Annotated in this window: 16 protein-coding genes and 1 riboswitch; of the genes, 8 read left to right on the top strand and 8 right to left on the bottom strand. The window is 72.6% G+C overall.

The annotated features are described in order from the left end of the window. The first annotated feature begins 27 nt into the window (after nucleotides 1-27). From uraD to IE212_RS10605, 4 genes are read left to right on the top strand one after another with little or no spacing between them, the layout of a single operon-like run. Complete coding sequence (gene uraD, locus IE212_RS10620; RefSeq protein WP_190197506.1) at nucleotides 28-534, top strand: 2-oxo-4-hydroxy-4-carboxy-5-ureidoimidazoline decarboxylase; 507 nt, start codon at nucleotides 28-30, stop codon at nucleotides 532-534. A gap of 15 nt (nucleotides 535-549) precedes the next feature. After that, a complete protein-coding gene (gene uraH, locus IE212_RS10615) occupies nucleotides 550-942 on the top strand; it encodes a hydroxyisourate hydrolase (RefSeq protein WP_190197505.1) in 393 nt (130 codons plus the stop codon). A gap of 4 nt (nucleotides 943-946) precedes the next feature. Then, entirely contained in the window at nucleotides 947-1,849 is a 903-nt protein-coding gene (gene pucL / locus IE212_RS10610) for a factor-independent urate hydroxylase (RefSeq protein WP_190197504.1), read from the top strand. A 10-nt stretch (nucleotides 1,850-1,859) separates the two neighbouring features. Beyond that, nucleotides 1,860-3,239, top strand: a complete 1,380-nt coding sequence (locus IE212_RS10605; RefSeq protein ID WP_190197503.1) for an 8-oxoguanine deaminase — start codon at nucleotides 1,860-1,862, stop codon at nucleotides 3,237-3,239. 101 nt (nucleotides 3,240-3,340) lie between these two features. Here IE212_RS10605 and IE212_RS10600 read toward each other — a convergent pair whose 3' ends face one another. The 3 genes from IE212_RS10600 to IE212_RS10590 form a co-directional block, all read right to left on the bottom strand. Continuing rightward, nucleotides 3,341-3,763, bottom strand: coding sequence for an acyl-CoA thioesterase (locus IE212_RS10600; RefSeq protein ID WP_190197502.1), 423 nt, complete (start codon nucleotides 3,761-3,763; stop codon nucleotides 3,341-3,343). A gap of 65 nt (nucleotides 3,764-3,828) precedes the next feature. Further along, nucleotides 3,829-4,458, bottom strand: a complete 630-nt coding sequence (locus IE212_RS10595; protein ID WP_190197501.1) for a hypothetical protein — start codon at nucleotides 4,456-4,458, stop codon at nucleotides 3,829-3,831. A gap of 85 nt (nucleotides 4,459-4,543) precedes the next feature. Then, a complete protein-coding gene (locus IE212_RS10590) occupies nucleotides 4,544-5,752 on the bottom strand; it encodes a pyridoxal phosphate-dependent aminotransferase (protein ID WP_190197500.1) in 1,209 nt (402 codons plus the stop codon). 86 nt (nucleotides 5,753-5,838) lie between these two features. Between IE212_RS10590 and IE212_RS10585 the strand changes: the two genes are divergently transcribed. Then, entirely contained in the window at nucleotides 5,839-6,465 is a 627-nt protein-coding gene (locus IE212_RS10585) for a winged helix-turn-helix transcriptional regulator (protein ID WP_190197499.1), read from the top strand. Nucleotides 6,466-6,501: 36 nt separating this feature from the next. Here the strand turns inward: IE212_RS10585 and IE212_RS10580 are convergent, their stop codons facing one another. From IE212_RS10580 to IE212_RS10570, 3 genes are read right to left on the bottom strand one after another with little or no spacing between them, the layout of a single operon-like run. Continuing rightward, nucleotides 6,502-7,293, bottom strand: coding sequence for a hypothetical protein (locus tag IE212_RS10580; protein WP_190197498.1), 792 nt, complete (start codon nucleotides 7,291-7,293; stop codon nucleotides 6,502-6,504). Then, nucleotides 7,293-8,567 carry a VWA domain-containing protein gene (locus IE212_RS10575; RefSeq protein ID WP_190197497.1) on the bottom strand — a complete coding sequence of 425 codons (1,275 nt, stop codon included), beginning with the start codon at nucleotides 8,565-8,567 and terminating at the stop codon, nucleotides 7,293-7,295. Before IE212_RS10575 ends, IE212_RS10580 begins: the two co-directional genes overlap by 1 nt. Nucleotides 8,568-8,611: 44 nt before the next feature. Continuing rightward, a complete protein-coding gene (locus IE212_RS10570; RefSeq protein ID WP_190197496.1) occupies nucleotides 8,612-10,108 on the bottom strand; it encodes an IucA/IucC family protein in 1,497 nt (498 codons plus the stop codon). A 106-nt stretch (nucleotides 10,109-10,214) separates the two neighbouring features. On the opposite strand from IE212_RS10570, the gene IE212_RS10565 reads away from it, so the two are divergent. Both IE212_RS10565 and IE212_RS10560 read left to right on the top strand, forming a co-directional pair. Further along, a complete protein-coding gene (locus IE212_RS10565; protein WP_373301371.1) occupies nucleotides 10,215-11,762 on the top strand; it encodes an IucA/IucC family protein in 1,548 nt (515 codons plus the stop codon). A gap of 404 nt (nucleotides 11,763-12,166) precedes the next feature. Continuing rightward, a complete protein-coding gene (locus IE212_RS10560; protein ID WP_190197495.1) occupies nucleotides 12,167-13,330 on the top strand; it encodes a Rieske 2Fe-2S domain-containing protein in 1,164 nt (387 codons plus the stop codon). A 94-nt stretch (nucleotides 13,331-13,424) separates the two neighbouring features. On the opposite strand, the gene IE212_RS10555 is transcribed toward IE212_RS10560, so the two are convergent. After that, entirely contained in the window at nucleotides 13,425-14,003 is a 579-nt protein-coding gene (locus IE212_RS10555; protein WP_190197494.1) for a hypothetical protein, read from the bottom strand. Between the two features lie 38 nt (nucleotides 14,004-14,041). Beyond that, nucleotides 14,042-14,231, top strand: a riboswitch (cobalamin riboswitch). Between the two features lie 46 nt (nucleotides 14,232-14,277). Here IE212_RS10555 and IE212_RS10550 point away from each other — a divergent pair. Continuing rightward, nucleotides 14,278-14,649 (top strand): (2Fe-2S) ferredoxin domain-containing protein, encoded by a 372-nt coding sequence (locus tag IE212_RS10550; RefSeq protein ID WP_190197493.1) that lies wholly within the window; start codon nucleotides 14,278-14,280, stop codon nucleotides 14,647-14,649. Between the two features lie 28 nt (nucleotides 14,650-14,677). Here IE212_RS10550 and IE212_RS10545 read toward each other — a convergent pair whose 3' ends face one another. Next, the gene (locus IE212_RS10545) at nucleotides 14,678-16,174 is read right to left on the bottom strand and encodes an APC family permease (protein ID WP_190197492.1); all 1,497 of its coding nucleotides are present in this window, start codon (nucleotides 16,172-16,174) and stop codon (nucleotides 14,678-14,680) included. Between the last annotated feature and the right edge of the window lie 185 nt (nucleotides 16,175-16,359).

Below are 16,359 nucleotides of genomic sequence, written 5' to 3'. Positions count from 1 at the left end.
AGGCCGTATCCGGCCACGGAGGCTCCCGTGACTCCCCCTTCCACGCCGGGCCTGGCCCGGTTCAACGCCCTCGTGGAGCACGAGGCCTTCACCGTGCTCCACGAGGCGTGCGCCTGCACGGCGTGGGTCGAGCGGCTGCTCGCCGCCCGTCCCTGCGCCACCGCCGAGGACCTGTACGCCGCGAGCGACGCCGCCATGGCGGAGCTGACGCCCGAGGACCTCGCCGAGGCGATGGCCGGCCACCCGCCCATCGGCCGCCCGAAGCCCGGCGACCCCGCCTCGGCGCGGGAACAGCGCGGCATGGCCGGCGCCTCCGACGCGCTCAAGGCGGAGATGCTGGAACTGAACCTCGCCTACCAGGAGAAGTTCGGCCATGTCTTCCTGATCTGCGCCACCGGCCGGACCGGCGAGCAGATGCGCGACGCGGTCCGGGACCGGATCGGCAACACACCCGAGCGGGAGCGGGAGATCGTCCGCGCCGAACTGGGAAAGATCAACCGTATCCGGCTCGCCCGTCTCGTCGAAGAAGACTGAAGAGGACACCTCGCCATGAGCACCGCCACCGCCTCCGTGTCGACGCACATCCTGGACACCAGCGCCGGCCGCCCCGCCGAGGCCGTCGCCGTCCACCTCTCGGCCCGCTCGGGACGTGAGGCGGACTGGCAGGCGCTCGGCGGCTCCGCGACCGACGGGGACGGCCGGTGCAGGGACCTCCCGGCGCTGCCGGAGGGAACCACCCATGTACGGCTGGACTTCGCGGTCGAGCCGTACTTCGCCCACCAGCAAGCCGATGCGCAGCAGGACGCCCCCGCGAATCGGGACAGCGGTGCCGGTGCGTTCTTCCCGGAGGTGGCGATCACGTTCGCCGTCGTGCCGGGCGAGCACTACCACGTACCGCTGCTGCTCAGTCCGTTCGGCTACTCCGTATACCGAGGGAGCTAGCTCCATGCCCATCCTGGGACCGAACCAGTACGGCAAGGCCGAGAACCGAGTCGTCAGGATCACGCGGGACGGCGCCACCCACCACATCAAGGACCTGAATGTCTCCGTGTCGCTCTCCGGCGACATGGACGAGGTCCACTACTCCGGCTCCAACGCCAACGTCCTGCCGACCGACACCACCAAGAACACGGTGTACGCGTTCGCCAAGGAGTACGGCATCGAGTCCGCCGAGCAGTTCGGCATCCACCTGGCCCGCCACTTCGTGACCTCGCAGGAGCCGATCAGAACGGCCCGTATCCGCGTCGAGGAGTACGCCTGGGAGCGCATCGAGCACTCCGGCGGCGGCGCGCACTCCTTCGTGCGCAAGGGGCAGGAGACCCGGCTCGCCCAGATCACCTACGACGGCTCCTCGTGGGAGGTCGTCTCCGGCCTCAAGGATCTCACCGTCATGAACTCGACCGGCTCCGAGTTCCGGGGATACGTCAAGGACAAGTACACGACCCTCCCCGAGGCCCGCGACCGCGTCCTGGCCACCGACGTCTCCGGCCGCTGGCGCTTCAACTGGACCGACGACGCACAGGAAGCGCCCGACTGGGAGGAGTCGTACGCCCAGGTGAAGGGACATCTGCTGCGCGCCTTCGCGGAGACGTACTCCCTGTCGCTCCAGCAGACCCTCTACGCCATGGGCGCGCGCGTCATCGATCAGCGCGGCGAGATCGACGAGGTGCGCTTCTCCCTCCCGAACAAGCACCACTTCCTGGTCGATCTGGAGCCGTTCGGCCTGAAGAACGACACCGCCGACGGTGCCGTGTACCTCGCCGCCGATCGCCCCTACGGACTGATCGAGGCCACCGTCCTGCGGGACGGCTGCGAGGCGAAGATCCCGGCGGACCTCACCAACCTCTGAAGGACCCACCATGGCAGCAGTCCAGCGCATCGTCATCGAGAACTGCTCGGTCGCGACGGTCGACGCGCACGACACCGAGTACGCGAGCGGGTACGTCGTCCTCGCCGGCGACCGCATCGAATCGCTCGGCGCGGGCGGGGCCCCCGAGGGCCTGGAGAACGTCGTACGCCGCATCGACGCCACCGGCCACCTGGTCACTCCCGGCCTGGTCAACACCCACCACCACTTCTACCAGTGGATCACCCGGGGCCTGGCCACCGACCACAACCTCTTCGACTGGCTGGTCGCGCTGTACCCGACCTGGGCGCGCATCGACGAGCCGATGGTCCACGCCGCGGCCCGGGGCTCGCTCGCGATGATGGCCCGCGGCGGCGTCACCACCGCCATGGACCACCACTACGTCTTCCCGGAGGGCTCCGGCGACCTCGCCGGAGCCATCATCCGCGCCGCACGCGACCTGGGCGTCCGCTTCACTCTCGCCCGCGGCTCCATGGACCGCGGCGAGAAGGACGGCGGCCTGCCGCCCGACTTCGCCGTCGAGACCCTCGACGCCGCCCTCGCCGCGACGGAGCGGACCGTCGCGGAGCACCACGACAGCTCCTTCGGCGCGATGACCCAGGTGGCCGTCGCCCCCTGCTCGCCCTTCTCCGTCTCCACCGAACTGATGCGGCAGGGCGCCGAACTGGCCCGCCGCCTCGGCGTGCGGCTGCACACCCACGGGTCGGAGACCGTGGAGGAGGAGAAGTTCTGCCACGAACTGTTCGGCATGGGCCCGACCGACTACTTCGAGTCCACCGGCTGGCTCGGCGAGGACGTGTGGATGGCGCACTGCGTCCACATGAACGACTCCGACATCGCCGCCTTCGCCCGGACCCGGACCGGCGTGGCCCACTGCCCGTCCTCCAACGCCCGCCTCGCCGCCGGTATCGCCCGCGTCCCCGACATGCTCGCGGCCGGCGTCCCGGTCGGCCTCGGCGTCGACGGCACCGCCTCCAACGAGTCCGGTGAACTCCACACCGAGCTGCGCAACGCCCTGCTCATCAACCGCCTCGGCCCGCACAAGGAGCGGGCGCTGAACGCCCGGCAGGCGCTGCGGCTCGGCACGTACGGCGGTGCTCAGGTCCTCGGCCGGGCGGCGGAGACCGGCTCCCTTGAGCCGGGCAAGCTCGCCGACCTGGTGCTGTGGCGGATGGACACGCTCGCCCACGCCTCCATCGCCGACCCCGTGACCGCCCTGGTCTTCGGAGCGGCGGCACCAGTCACCGCCTCCTTCGTGAACGGCCGTCAGATCGTCGAGGACGGGCGGCTGCTCACCGCGGACGAGGACGCCATCGCCCGCTCCACGCGGGATGCGGCCCGGCGGCTGGCGGAGATCGCCGCGCGGGGCTGAAGACCCGGATGACTCCGGCCGGGAGGGACGGCTCCCGGCCGGTGACCGTGACCCGAGCGGGGCCCACGGCACCGTCTCCGGAACCCGAGCCGGGGCAGTGGCTACAGCCCGAAGAGGCCCGGGTCGGCTGCCAGCTTCCTGAAGTACTCCCGGGGATCGGCGACCAGCTTGCGGGCCTTCAGGTCCATCAGCCCGCCGACCGCCGTGATCTCGGCCGCCACCGTGCCGTCGGCCTTGCGGACGATCTGCTCGATGCGGAAGACCTTGCCCTCGCCGAAGTCGAAGGCGCAGGTCACCTCCACCTCGTCACCCGCGAGCAGCTCCCGCTTGTAACGGATGGTCGTCTCCAGGGCGACCGGGCCCACACCGCTGCCGATGAGCCCGGACTGGGTGATCCCCGCGGCCCGCAGTAACGACCAGCGGGCGTGCTCCGCGTAGTTCAGGTACACGCTCTGGTTGAGGTGACCCTGCACGTCGGTCTCGTAACCGCGTACGGTCACCGGGACGGAAAACGGCTCGCTCATGGGATTTCCCTCTCGCGCCGGACTCTCGTGGCGTACACAACGGTCCACCGATCTTGGCATGCTCATCACGCTCGGCGTGGTGAAGCCAGGAGATAGCGGGTGCCGGCGCGCGGCTCGCGGTGCTCGCTCACCTGCCAGCCTGCCCCCTCCAGAGTCGCCGCGCAGGCCCGCAGTTCCTCGCCGTCCGGCTCGTACACGGCGACGGCCTCCGGCTGCGGGGTCTCCCGCACCCGGTATCCCCCCTCGTCCCCTCCGGCCGGGCGGTGTCCGGCCGCTTCCAGCGCGAGCGCGGCGGCCTGCACCAGATGCGTACGCTCCCAGCCGCAGGGCCGGTCCACGGAGCCGTCCGGATTGGTCATCCGGCGCAGCTCCAGCAGCCCCTGCCAGGCACTGTGCACCTCACGGCGCCGGGCGGGCCCGGCCTGTGGCCCCGGCTCCTCGCCGCCGACGCGCGCGGCGAACACACCGGCGCCGGCGGGGGCCTCGGCGGCGGGCTGAGGCACCTCCGCCACGCCCTGCCGCACCCGGTGCCCCTCCGGGGTCAGAAAACAGTCGTGCGGCGGCCTCGGATGCCGGAAGGCCAGCCCCCGCTTCACCAGCGAAGCGAGCTGGGCCTCGGTACCCCGCAGCCGCCCGGTCACCGGGTCGGCGGCGTCGATGACCCGCCGCTGCGCGGCGGTCGGCGGTCGGGTCACGGCGCGCTCCTCTCCGGCCGGGGGCGGCATCCGAAGCACGCGCCCCACCTGCTCGAAGGCTACGACCCGCCACTGACAACCGCCTCTACTGCCGGTAGCCGCCGAGGAACCGCCCGATCCGCCCGATCGCCGCCTCCAGGTCCTCGGCCCGGGGCAGCGTGAGGATGCGGAAGTGATCAGGAGCCGGCCAGTTGAAGCCCGTGCCCTGGACCACCTGGATCTTCTCCCGCAGCAGCAGGTCCAGTACGAACCGCTCGTCGTCGTGGATCGGGTGCACCTTGGGATCCAGCCGCGGGAAGGCGTACAGCGCGCCCTTCGGCTTCACGCACGTCACGCCGGGGATCTCGTTGAGCTTCTCCCAGGCGACATCGCGCTGCTCCCGCAGCCGCCCGCCGGGAGCGGTCAGTTCGCCGATGGACTGCCGGCCGCCGAGCGCGGCCTGGATGGCGTACTGCGCGGGCGCGTTGGCGCACAGCCGCATGGAGGCCAGCATGGTGAGGCCCTCCAGGTAGTCCTTGGCGTGCTGCCTGGGGCCGGTGACCACCATCCAGCCGGAGCGGAAGCCCGCCACGCGGTACGTCTTCGACAGGCCGCAGAAGGTGAGGACCACGAGATCGGGGGCGAGGGCGGCGGCCGAGTGGTGCACGGCGTCGTCGTAGAGGATCTGGTCGTAGATCTCGTCGGCGAACACCATCAGGCCGTGCCGCCGGGCCAGGTCGAGGATGCCCTCGACGATCTCCCTGGGGTAGACCGCGCCGGTCGGGTTGTTGGGGTTGATGATCACGACCGCCTTGGTCCGGTCGGTGATCTTCGACGCCATGTCGTCCAGGTCCGGGTACCAGTCGGCCTGCTCGTCGCACAGGTAGTGGACCGCCTTGCCGCCGGCGAGGGTGGTCACCGCCGTCCACAGGGGGAAGTCCGGGGCGGGGATGAGGATCTCGTCGCCGTCCTCGATCAGCGCCTGCACGGCCATGGAGACCAGCTCGGAGACGCCGTTGCCGAGGAAGACGTCGTCGACTCCGACGTCCAGGCCCAGCGTCTGGTAGCGCTGGGCGACCGCCCGGCGGGCCGAGAGGATGCCCCGCGAGTCGGTGTAGCCGTGCGCCTGGGGCAGCATCCGGATCATGTCCTGGAGGATCTCCTCCGGCGCCTCGAAACCGAAGAGCGCGGGATTGCCGGTGTTCAGGCGGAGCACGCTGTGGCCGGCCTCCTCCAGCGCGTTGGCGTGTTCTATGACCGGGCCGCGGATCTCGTAACAGACCTCGCTCAGCTTGCTCGACTGCCGGAACTCCATGCGCGCTTCCCCTCCGGAATCTGGTGTTGCTTGGTTTTACCAAGTAGCGGCTTGGAAAGTCCAACAACTTGTCTAGACTGCGTCGCATGCCACCTCGCCGAAGCTACGACCAGTACTGTTCCGCCGCCCGCGCACTCGATGTCGTCGGCGACCGCTGGACCCTGCTGATCGTCCGGGAGCTCCTCGCCGGTCCCCGCCGCTACACCGACCTGCACGCCGACCTGCCCGGCGTCAGCACGGACGTCCTTGCCTCCCGGCTGAAGGACATGGAGCGTGACGGCCTCGCGACCCGCCGCCGGCTGCCCCCGCCCGGAGCGGCCTACGTGTACGAAGTCACGGCGCGGGGACGGGATTTGCTGCCCGTGCTCCAGGCCCTCGGGGCATGGGGGCAGGCGGAGCTCGGCGAGCGGCGCCCCACGGACGCGGTGCGGGCCCACTGGTTCGCCCTGCCGCTGCTGCGCCTGCTCGACGGGGAGGGGCTCGTCGAAGTCCGCCTGGAGGAAGGGCTGTTCCACCTGCGCGCCGGTGCCGAGGACGGCCCCGTGTACGGGGACGGGCCCGCTCCCGGTGAGCCGGACGCCCGGCTGGTCCTGGACACCGGCACCTGCACGGCCCTCGGCCGGGGAGAGCTGAGCCTGGCCCAGGCCGTGCGGGAGGGGCGGATCGAGGTGACCGGCGAGGGCACCCTCGCGAAGGCGCTCCGCGAGGCATGAGGGAAGGCCCGCCGAAGCGGGCCTTCCTAGGCGGCGTCAGGCGTTCGGAGGCACCCGGGCCGGACGGCCCGGCCCGCGCGTCAGCGCGTAGCCGCCGACACCCGCGAGCGCGGCCAGCGCGCCGCCGAGCGCGGTCCACACCCACCGGTCCGACCACCGGCCCGAGCTCCAGCCGTCCTCGGGCTCCAGGCCGGCCAGCACCGCCGCGTCCTCCTGCTCCTCCTCGGGCCGGGTCGCGATCCCCGGCACCAGCGGCTTTGCGAGCGAGCCGTCCACCGCGGCCGAACCGCCGATGTCCGCGGAGTCCACCCGCACTTCGGAGCCGACCGGGAGACCGAGGTCGGAGGTGGGCACGCCGATGGCGGTGAGACGGACGTAGTACGTGCCGGGCAGCGGGTCGTCGGCCCACGGCTCCGACCAGGCGCGCACCGTGCGCAGTACACAGGCCAGCTCCACCGAGGGGGCGTCCGCCGCCGCGGTACGCGTCTGCGCCCCGTACTGGCAGGCCTGGCGGCGGCGCAGTCCGTCGTAGACGTCGACCTGCCAGGTCTGGGAGGCGTGCGCCTGAGGGAGCTTCACCGTCGCACGGACCGTGGGGCGCTGTCCGGTGTCGGCGGGGAACGACCAGTACAGGTAGTCACCGGTGGAGCCGCTCGCCGTGGCCTGCCGCCCCTGCTCGATCTCCGTCGCCGTACGGAACGACGTGCCCGCCCGGGTGGGGGCCGCCTCGCCGTCCGCCGACGGGCTCGGCGAGGAGTCGGCGGCGGCCGGGGCGGCCGCCAGGCCGAGGGCCAGCAGTGCGGCGCTCAACACGCTCACGGTTCGCATCAGTTGGTCCTCCAGATCGCAACCCGCCAGCGCGACAGCCAGCCCCAGACGAGACCGGCGAGGAAGCCGGTGAGGATCAGCGCGCCCAGCAGCCACCAGCCCCGGCCGAGACCGAAGGAGGCCACGTCGTCCGCCTGCGACGGCCCGTCCACGACGTCGACCGTCAGCTCCAGCGGCAGACCGGGCGTCGTCTTCACGCCGGAGACGGCCGAGTAGGAGTTGGTGACCGCGAGGCACACCGTCTCCGCCGCCGGCTTGTCGCCGTCGGAGTCCTCGCGCTCGGGCTTCGGATACCGCAGACCCGTCGAGATCACGTCGGTACGGCCGGTGCCGGCCGCCTCACCGCGCACGATCTCCCGGCCGTGGACGGTGACGGCCCGCAGCAGCACCCCGTAGTCCGGGTTCACCGCCCGGTCCGCCGCCACGCTCACCGAGGCCCGCAGTTCCTGGCCCGGGAGGACGTCGACGCGGTACCAGCGCTGCTTGCCGAACTCCTCCCGGTCGGTGAACAGGCCGGACTTCAGCGTCGGCGCCCCGGTACACCCGGCCGCGCCCCGGGTGGCCACCGGCGTCACCACGGGTTCGGCCGCCCGGACCACCAACTGGTTCACACGGTCGGTGAGTTGGTCCTGATGCTCGACGGATGTGTAGGTGCCGCCGGTGGCCTCGGCGATGCAGCTCAACTGCCGGCTCAGCTTGGCGGTCGGCACGAGACCCAGCGTGTCGATGGTCAGCCCGATGCCCTTGGCGGCGATCTCGCGGGCGACCTCGCACGGGTCGAGCGGGGCGCAGGTGTCCTCGCCGTCGCTGATCAGCACGATGCGCTTGGAGCCGTTCCCGCCGTCCAGGTCGCCGGCCGCCTTCAGCAGGGCCGGGCCGATCGGCGTCCACCCCGTCGGGGTCAGCGTGGCGACGGCCGTCTTGGCCTCGGTGCGGTCCAGCGGGCCGACCGGGTAGAGCTGCGCGGTGTCCTTGCAGCCGGTCTTCCGGTCGTCCCCGGGGTAGTCGGCTCCGAGAGTGCGGATGCCGAGTTCCACCTCCTCGGGCGTCGCGTCGAGCACCTCGTTGAACGCCTGTTTCGCGGCGGCCATCCGCGACTGTCCGTCGATGTCCCGTGCCCGCATCGAACCGCTGACATCGAGGACGAGGTCGACCTTGGGGGCGTCCTGGCCCGTGGGTTCACCGGCGGCCGCGCCGGCCGGGAAGGCGAGCCCGGCCGTCAACATGGCGAGCAGGGCACACGCCACTGCCGCCGGCCGTTTTCTTGTGATCATCGGCGGATCCTATTGATCGCCGGTTCCCTGCTCCAAAACGAGGCTCAGACGAGGGGATTGGGCAGCTCCGCCCACTGGTCCCCGGCCGTCCGCGGGGAGAGCCGCATCAGCGTGAGCGCCTTCGTGGGCAGCGGGCCGGCGCGCAGCGCCGCGAGGTCCGGGGTGCGCGGCAGATCCCGCAGGGCCGCCTCCAGCGCCTGGGCGAGGGCCGCCCCCGACCCGGCCGTGCCGGCCAGCGCGCCCGCCACCAGGGAGCCGAACAGCTTGCGCCGGAGCGCGCGTTGGTCGTCCGTGACCATGCGGGCGGGCAGGTCCGGCACCGTGATGCCGTGCCGGGTGAGGCGGGCCGGGCTGACCCGGATGTCGGCCAGGTCCCGGTAGACCAGCCGCAGCGGATCACCCGCCGGCGAGAGGACCACCAGCAGGTTCTGACCGTGCGCCTCCAGGGCCACACCCAGCTCCAGCATCCGCAGCCCGACGGTCAGGGCGAGCCGCGCGAAGGCCGCCAGCCAGCCAGGCGAGCGGGGGAGCGAGGTGGTGGCGAGCGCCGCCACCGGCAGGACACGTTCGCCGCTCGCCGCGTACGCCCGCGGCGACTCCCGCAGCACGGCCGCGAGGTCCGGGGAACCGGCCGCCGCCGCGCCCAGCGTGCGGGTCATGTGCAGCAGTCCGTCCAAGCGCGCCGCCGGCGCCTCGGCGAAGTCCGACAGCACGGCGGACGCGGCGACCGAGGGCAGCGAGATGTCCCGCACCGACGACGTCAGCCGGGCGCTGAGCGCCGTCTTGACGTGCGGCCCGCCGGGCAGGGCGAGCGTCCGCAGGGACATCAGGGGATGCGCGGTCAGCCGCTCCTCGCACGCCCGCTTCAGCACATGCGCCGCCTGCCACGGATGCACCGGCAGCACCACCCGCTCCCCGTCCCGCAGCTCCCGCGGCCACGCACCGGTCACCAAGCACTCCTCCGCCCGCACCGGCACCAGCCCGAGCTCCACGACCGGCCGGTGCTCGGGCCCGTAGGCGAACTGCTCGGCCACCGAGAAACCGGGCCGGGAGCGGCACGCCGGGTGGAACGGATGCCCGTCGACGATCCGCTGCTCCCACCCCCAGTCGCTCTCCGGCCACTCGTCCGGGCGGCGCCCCTCCTGCGCCGCCCTCGACAGCGCCAACGAGGCGACGCTGTGGCCCACTTCGGCGGCGAAGGACGCGGAGTGCGGTACGGCGAGATCGGTCACCAGCCGAGCCGGATCGTCGTACTCCGCCTCGCCGAGCCGTACGACGGTGACGCACGCGCCGGTCGCGTACGGATCCGGCCGCGGGCCGTGCAGCCGCCGGCCGTCGGACAGACGCAGGGACAGGCCGTCCCGGCCCAGGTCCCTGCGGGCGACCCAGGGCAGCGGATCGTGGGCGATACCGCGCCACAGCCGGGACAGTACGGCCGCCCGGGCACCGGGCAGTTCTGCCTCGTACCGGGGCAGAAGACCGGGCCGCACGACGGCCAGCTCGTCGGCGATCTCGGCCTCGGCGGTGGGGGAACGGTGCACGAGCGGGCTCCTCGGGTACGAATAGGGCGTCACGACGGGATGACGCATACATACTGATCATCTCCGCCCGGAGGTCCTCACGGACCGCAGGGAACACAGGGAACGAGTGGATCGCGTGGACCTCATGCCCCCGCCCGCCGACGGTGACTCCGGCCACGGCGACATCACAGCCGACGGCTGCGCCGCCGACGCGTACGCCGCCGACGCGTACGCCGCCGTGCCGCTGCTGAACTGTCTGCTGCGGGAGGTGGCCCGGCCGGTGCGTCGGGAGGGCCGGTACCGGATCTACCGGCTGCCCGGCGGAGACCGCCTGCTGCGCGTGCGCGGCACGCGGCGTCCCGCCGGACCCGAACTCCGCGTCGCGGGCCGCTGGCGCCCCGTCGGCCACACGGAACTGGTCAAACTCGTCGCCGAGGAGCTCCGCCGGCACACCGGGCTGTCCAACCACGAACTGCCCGCCGAGATGATCGACAGCCGGGACGCCGTGGCCGCGCTGCTCGCCGCCCGCGCGGGGAAGGCCCCGCCCGAGGACCCCTACCGGCGTTCCGAGCAGTGCCTCCTCACCGGCCACACCCATCACCCCGCCCCCAAGGCGCGCGGGGGCGGGCCCGCCGCCGGCTGGCTGCCGTACGCGCCCGAGGCGTACGCCCGGTTCCCGCTGACCCTGCTCGGACTGCGGGAGGACACCGTCGTAGAGGAGGGCGACACCTCCGCCCTCGACGCCCTCGGCGCGGCCCCGCCCGGCTACCGGCTGCTGCCCGCCCACCCCTGGCAGCTCGACCTGGCCGGCCAGGAGCTCGCCGCCGCCTTCGCGGACGGCAGACTCGTCCGGCTCGGAACGACCGCCTGCGAGGCCTGGCCGACGGCCGCGATCCGCACGCTCTACGCGCCCGACCAGGACCTCTTCCTCAAGTTCAGCCTGGACGTGCGCATCACCAACGACATCCGCCGGCTGTGGCGCCACGACCTGCTCGCGCTGCGCCGGACCGACGCGGCCGTGGGCGCCGCCTTCGACACGTGCGACGGCCGCTCGGCCTGGCTCAGCGACCGCGGCTACCGCACCGCCGACTTCGCCTTCGAGGCCCTGGCCGTCCTCGTCCGCGACGGCTTCGGCGGGCGCCTCCTGCCCGGCGCGACCCCGCTGCTCGCCGCCGGGCTCGTCGAGGGCTTCGACGGCAGTCCCCTCGACCGTGCCCCCGATCCCGCCGCCTGGTGGCAGGCGTATCTCGCGCAGGCCGTGCCCCCGGTGCTGGAGGCCTTCGCCGGGCACGGCGTCGTCGTCGAGGCCCATCTGCAGAACACCCTGGTCGCCGTGGACGCCGCCGGCATACCCGTGCAGACGCTGTACCGGGACGCCGAGGGCGTCAAGCTGCTGCCGGAGGTGTCGCGGGAAGCCGGCTGGGAGCGGCTCGTGTACTGCCTGGTCGTCAACCACCTCATGGAGATCGCCGGCGCCCTCACCGAACGCCACCCCGGCTTCGACCCGTGGCCCGCCGCCCGCCGCGAACTCGCCCGTCACGGCCTCCCCGAGATCCCCGCGCTGCTCGCCTCACCCACCCTCCCGGGCAAGACCAACCTGCTGCTCCGCTGGACGAACGCGAACGGCGCGGACGCCCGCTACCTGCCGCTGCCCAACCCGCTGCGCGACGCGTAGACCGCCGGCACCGCCCGCGCCCCCGGGCGGCCCTGTCCCGCGTTCCGCGGCCGGGATGCCGATGCGCGCGTCCGTCGCTTCGCGGTCCGTGCGAGGTCGGGTGGCTCTGTTTCGTGGGGGTCGGCCGTGGTGCGGTGCGCGTCCCTAGCGGTGTAACCACGCGGGTTCGGGTCGCTCTGTTCCGTGGATGCGGCCGGGATGCCGGGCAGTCCGCCGCCGAGGCGGCTCGTGCGGGCCGCCGGCCGGGCGGCGGCCGCTCACCCGTCCGGACTCTCCGGCAGGGCGCCGACGGCGGGCGGCGGTCAGGGTGAGGGTGCCGAGGAGTGTCCGCCGTGACGGGCGGGCCGTGCCGGTCCCGGCTCGGCCGGGTGGCTGTGCGTGCCGTGCCTGCTGCGAGGAGAGGTATGACCGAGACCGACCGGGCCACCACCCCCGCCACCCAGGCCGGAAACGATCAGAGCCCGGCCTCCGGCGAGCCGGCTTCCGCCAGGGCCGACCTCCGGAGGGTGGGTGCGAACCCCGACCACTGGTACCCGGTCGCCCTGTCCCGGCGGGTGCGGCGTGAGCAGGTGACGGCGACCGCGTTCGCCGGCGAACGCATCGCCCTCTTCCGCGGCAGCAGCGGCGAGGTCCACGCCCTGGAGGACCGCTGCGCCCACCGGCAGGTCCCGCTGAGCATGGGAGTCGTGGAGGGCGAGACCCTCCGCTGCCGCTACCACGCCTGGGCCTACCGCGGTGACGGCCGCATCTCGCAGATCCCGTACCTGGCGAAAGGCGACCGCCGCCCACCCCGCGGCGTGCGCGGCTACCCCGTCCGCGAGGCGTACGGCCTGGTGTTCGTCTTCCCGGGCGACCCGCTGCGGGCGGCGGCCACGCCCCTGCCCGAACTGCCGGACTTCGGCTCACCGCGGTACCGGACGATGACGTACTCCCGGACCGTGCGCTGCCACTACTCGTTCATGCACGAGAACCTCCTCGACATGAACCACCAGTTCCTCCACCGCGGCGTCGTCGGCAGGCTCCACCCCCGACTGCTGGGATACCAGGCCGACGAGCGGTCGGTGGAGGCCAGGTACCTGTTCACGCACTCGGGCGGGAAGCGGAACCGCAGCGCCGGCCTGCTGGCCGCCGAGGGCCTGGGCGGCGGCACCGCCGACGTCATGACCATCCGCACCGAGTACCCGTACCAGACCCTCGACCTGGTCCCGGAGAACGCCGACCGCCCGGCCTTCCGCCTCTGGGCCGCTTACGTACCCGAGGACGCCGAGCAGCGCACCTGCCACGCCTACGGCCTGCTCATGATCGAGAAGCCCGGGATCCCCGGTCTGCTCCAGCTGGCCTGGCCGTTCATCCGGCGTTTCACCGAGCGCGTGTTCGCCGAGGACCGCATGGCCGTGGAAGCCGAGCAGCGGGCCTGGGACGAGCAGGGCGAGGACCGCAACCACGAGGTCTTCCCCCTGATCCTCGACGTCCGCGAGGTACTTCGCGCCAACGGCGTTCCCCTCCGGGCCCGGTCCGCCGAATGCGGCCGCACCGCACGGTGCGACGCCGTCCGGGCTCAGGAGTGACCCGGACCTGTTGCCGTTGCCGCCGTGTCCGGCCCCGGCCCGGGCGGGACATCGTCGTCCAGGTCCCCCCGGAGAGCGGCGACGACGGACGCCGTCATGGACGCAGGGCGAGCAGCGCGAGCGGCCCCCACACCGCCGGGACCGACCAGAGCGCCCAGTCGCCGGCGGACTGTGCCCAGAGCGTCAGCACGGCCGCGCCGGCCATGCCGACGCCGTGCCCCCGCACCACCGAGGCCGCCCTCCCATGACGCCGGTCGCCCCGCGCGAACAGCGGCCAGGCGCCACCGATGAGCGCGGGCAGGCCGAACGAGAGGCGGATCATCGCGCCGCCGAGGCGGTCCTCGGGCCACCCCACGGGCGAGTCGGACGTCCGCTGCCGCCGTCCGCCGTCGTCCCGCACCTCGACGACCTGCCCCTGCCAGATCACGCCCACGGCCTTCTCGCCCGGCTCCAGCTCCGACACCACCGGATCAGCGCGCAGGAACGTCACCTGCCGGCGCTCCCCGGACGGCAGCGCCGACTCCGCTTCCGGTGAGGAGTTCCGCTCCCCGCGGTGCGGGTCGGCCGTCCGGACGGTGAACCGCTGCTCCCACCGGCACCCCGACGCCTTCACCGGCACCGAGACGCACCCAGGCGCGGCACGGAACTCCCCCATCCCGGTCCAGCGCCCCACGGATCTCACCGTATGCGAGCCCACCGGCCGGACCGAACGCCTTTCCGACCGCATGGAATGATGACCGGAGACAAGGCGACGGCGGAACGAGGAAGCCGGTGTGAATCCGGCGCGGTCCCGCCACTGTGATCGGTGAGCCGCTCCCGGCAGGCCACTGCCCGCGCACGTGCGGGAGGCCGGGAGCCGGCATCGGAACCGAGAGCCAGGAGACTCACGCGGTCGCCTCCTCGACGAACCACCGGGGCGGATCTCCCCGGAGAGAGGAAGGTGCGGCGTGTCCGCGAGGCCGGCCGGAGGGGCTCCCTGCCGCATCGTCGTCTGCCGGGACTGCTGCTGCGGCAGCCGGAAGGTGACCGGCGTCGATCACGCCGCCCAGACCGAGCGCCTGCGCGCCGCTGCTCCCGTGCGCGTCTCGGACTGTCTCGACGTCTGCGACCAGGCCAATGTCATCGTCGTCCAGCCGTCCGCCGAGGGGCGGGCCGCCGGTGCGCGGCCGGTGTGGCTGGGCCTGGTCAACGACCCCGCCGCCACCGAGGACGTCGTCTCCTGGGTGCGAGAGGGCGGCCCCGGTGTCGCGCCACGGCCCGAGATCCTCGACCTGTACGTCTTCACGCCGCTCACGAGGCGACGTTCGAACGGCTCATGACGGCGCCGGCGCCGAGCGCACGGGCGATTCAAGAGTCGCGGTGAGCGAGGTCGGCGTCGGCCGTGCCGGGGCGTTCCGACCAGAACGCGGGGGCCGTCAGCCGCCACACGACCATGAGGACCACCCCCGTGACGGTGATGCCGATGCCGATGACGAGCGGGGGACCGAGCCCGAGCCAGGACGCGCCGCTGTAGGAGTTGGCGGGATCGGCCATGTCCGACACGGACTCCACGAGCAGCCAGGTCAGCAGTCCGGCACCGACCAGCGGGCCGAGGCCGATCAGGAAGAAGTCGCGGACGCTTCGGGTCAGTCGGTGGCGGTAGTAGACCGCGCACGCGATGCCGGTGAGCGCGTAGTAGAACGCGATCAGCAGGGACAGCGCGGTAAGGGAGTCGAAGAGGGCGTTCTCGCTGATGCGGAAGAGGACGAGATACCAGACGATGGCGATGCCGGCGACCCACCAGGTGCTCACGTCGGGGGTGCGGAACCGCGGATGGATGCGGCCGAACCGCGCGGGCAGCGCGTGCCGGCGTGCCATCGACAGGCCGGTGCGGGACGCCGGGATGATCGTCGTCTGCGTGGAGGCGAGCGCGGACGTGGAGACGGCCAGCAGCACGACCCAGTCCCAGCCGCCCATCGCCTCTTCGGCGAGCAGCGCGAAGACGAACTCCTCCTCGGCCGCGTTCTCGGCGAGGTAGCCGGTTCCGGCGTAGGCCACGACCGCGAAGGCGACCGCGACGTAGGTCACCAGCAGCAGCACCGTCGACCACACGGCCGCCTTGCCGGGGGCGGTCGCGGAGTCCTCGACCTCCTCGGTGAGGTTGACCGCGGACTCCCAGCCCCAGTAGACGAACACGCCGAGCAGCAAGGACGCGGTCAGGGGGGCACCGCCGGCGCCGAACGGGTCCAGCCAGCCGAGCCTCGGTTCGACGGAGTCGAGGGTGCCGGTGCCGGCGTACACCCGGTAGAGCGCCACCACGGCGAAGACGAGCAGACAGATCACCTGCGCAAGGATGAGGACGTTCTGCACCTTCGCCGACAGCTCCGTGCCGATCACACAGACGGCCGTCATCACCAGGACGAGCAGCACCGTGAGCACCTGGCGTACGACGTCGTCGTCCGCCCAGCCGTCCAGGCCGACGGCGAGCAGGAAGAAGGTCACCGCGACGTCCGCGAGCGAACCGACCACCAGCACACCGGTCATCGCGATGGCCCAGCCGCCGAGCCATCCCGCCCACGGCCCCATGGCCCGGGTGACCCACGAGAAGGTCGTGCCGCAGTCCTGGTCGGCCTTGTTGAGGTAGTAGAACGCCGACGCGATCAGCAGCATGGGCACGAACGACGCGAGCATCACCCCCGGCGCGTAGATGCCCACCAGCGCCACGACCGGGCCGATGACCGCCGCCACGGAGTACGCGGGGGAGGTCGCGTTGAGCCCGATGACCAGCGCGTCCAGAAACCCGATCGCGTCGGGCTTCAGGCTCGCGGACGGTGGCGGGCCCGCGTCCGTGGTGTCCTTGGCCATGCTCTGCACTCCCGTTGTGTGTCGATGCTCCATACAACAGGCACGTTCCAGGCATTTTGGCCATTGTTTATGATTCGGCGTCTTATGTCGTCAAAGGGGGGCGAACGCGGGGACGTGGTCGCTCCCGTCACCTCCCGGGTGACGGATCTGTGTCATGACGGACCCGTCGTCCAGTCCGTACGATT

This window comes from Streptomyces djakartensis (assembly GCF_014651075.1).
In the GTDB taxonomy this organism is placed as follows: Bacteria; Actinomycetota; Actinomycetes; order Streptomycetales; family Streptomycetaceae; genus Streptomyces; species Streptomyces djakartensis.
Note: the sequence above shows the minus strand (reverse complement) of the source record. Positions and strands in the feature narration are given on the sequence as shown.

Bases quoted from the DNA above. Each gene is read 5' to 3' on its own strand.
- IE212_RS10600 (WP_190197502.1), bottom strand. From the start codon at position 3,763: ATGAGCGAGCCGTTTTCCGTCCCGGTGACCGTACGCGGTTACGAGACC.
- IE212_RS10580 (WP_190197498.1), bottom strand. From the start codon at position 7,293: ATGCGAACCGTGAGCGTGTTGAGCGCCGCACTGCTGGCCCTCGGCCTG.
- IE212_RS10560 (WP_190197495.1), top strand. From the start codon at position 12,167: ATGACCGAGACCGACCGGGCCACCACCCCCGCCACCCAGGCCGGAAAC.
- IE212_RS10545 (WP_190197492.1), bottom strand. From the start codon at position 16,174: ATGGCCAAGGACACCACGGACGCGGGCCCGCCACCGTCCGCGAGCCTG.
- uraH (WP_190197505.1), top strand. From the start codon at position 550: ATGAGCACCGCCACCGCCTCCGTGTCGACGCACATCCTGGACACCAGC.
- IE212_RS10585 (WP_190197499.1), top strand. From the start codon at position 5,839: ATGCCACCTCGCCGAAGCTACGACCAGTACTGTTCCGCCGCCCGCGCA.
- IE212_RS10590 (WP_190197500.1), bottom strand. From the start codon at position 5,752: ATGGAGTTCCGGCAGTCGAGCAAGCTGAGCGAGGTCTGTTACGAGATC.
- pucL (WP_190197504.1), top strand. From the start codon at position 947: ATGCCCATCCTGGGACCGAACCAGTACGGCAAGGCCGAGAACCGAGTC.
- IE212_RS10575 (WP_190197497.1), bottom strand. From the start codon at position 8,567: ATGATCACAAGAAAACGGCCGGCGGCAGTGGCGTGTGCCCTGCTCGCC.
- IE212_RS10605 (WP_190197503.1), top strand. From the start codon at position 1,860: ATGGCAGCAGTCCAGCGCATCGTCATCGAGAACTGCTCGGTCGCGACG.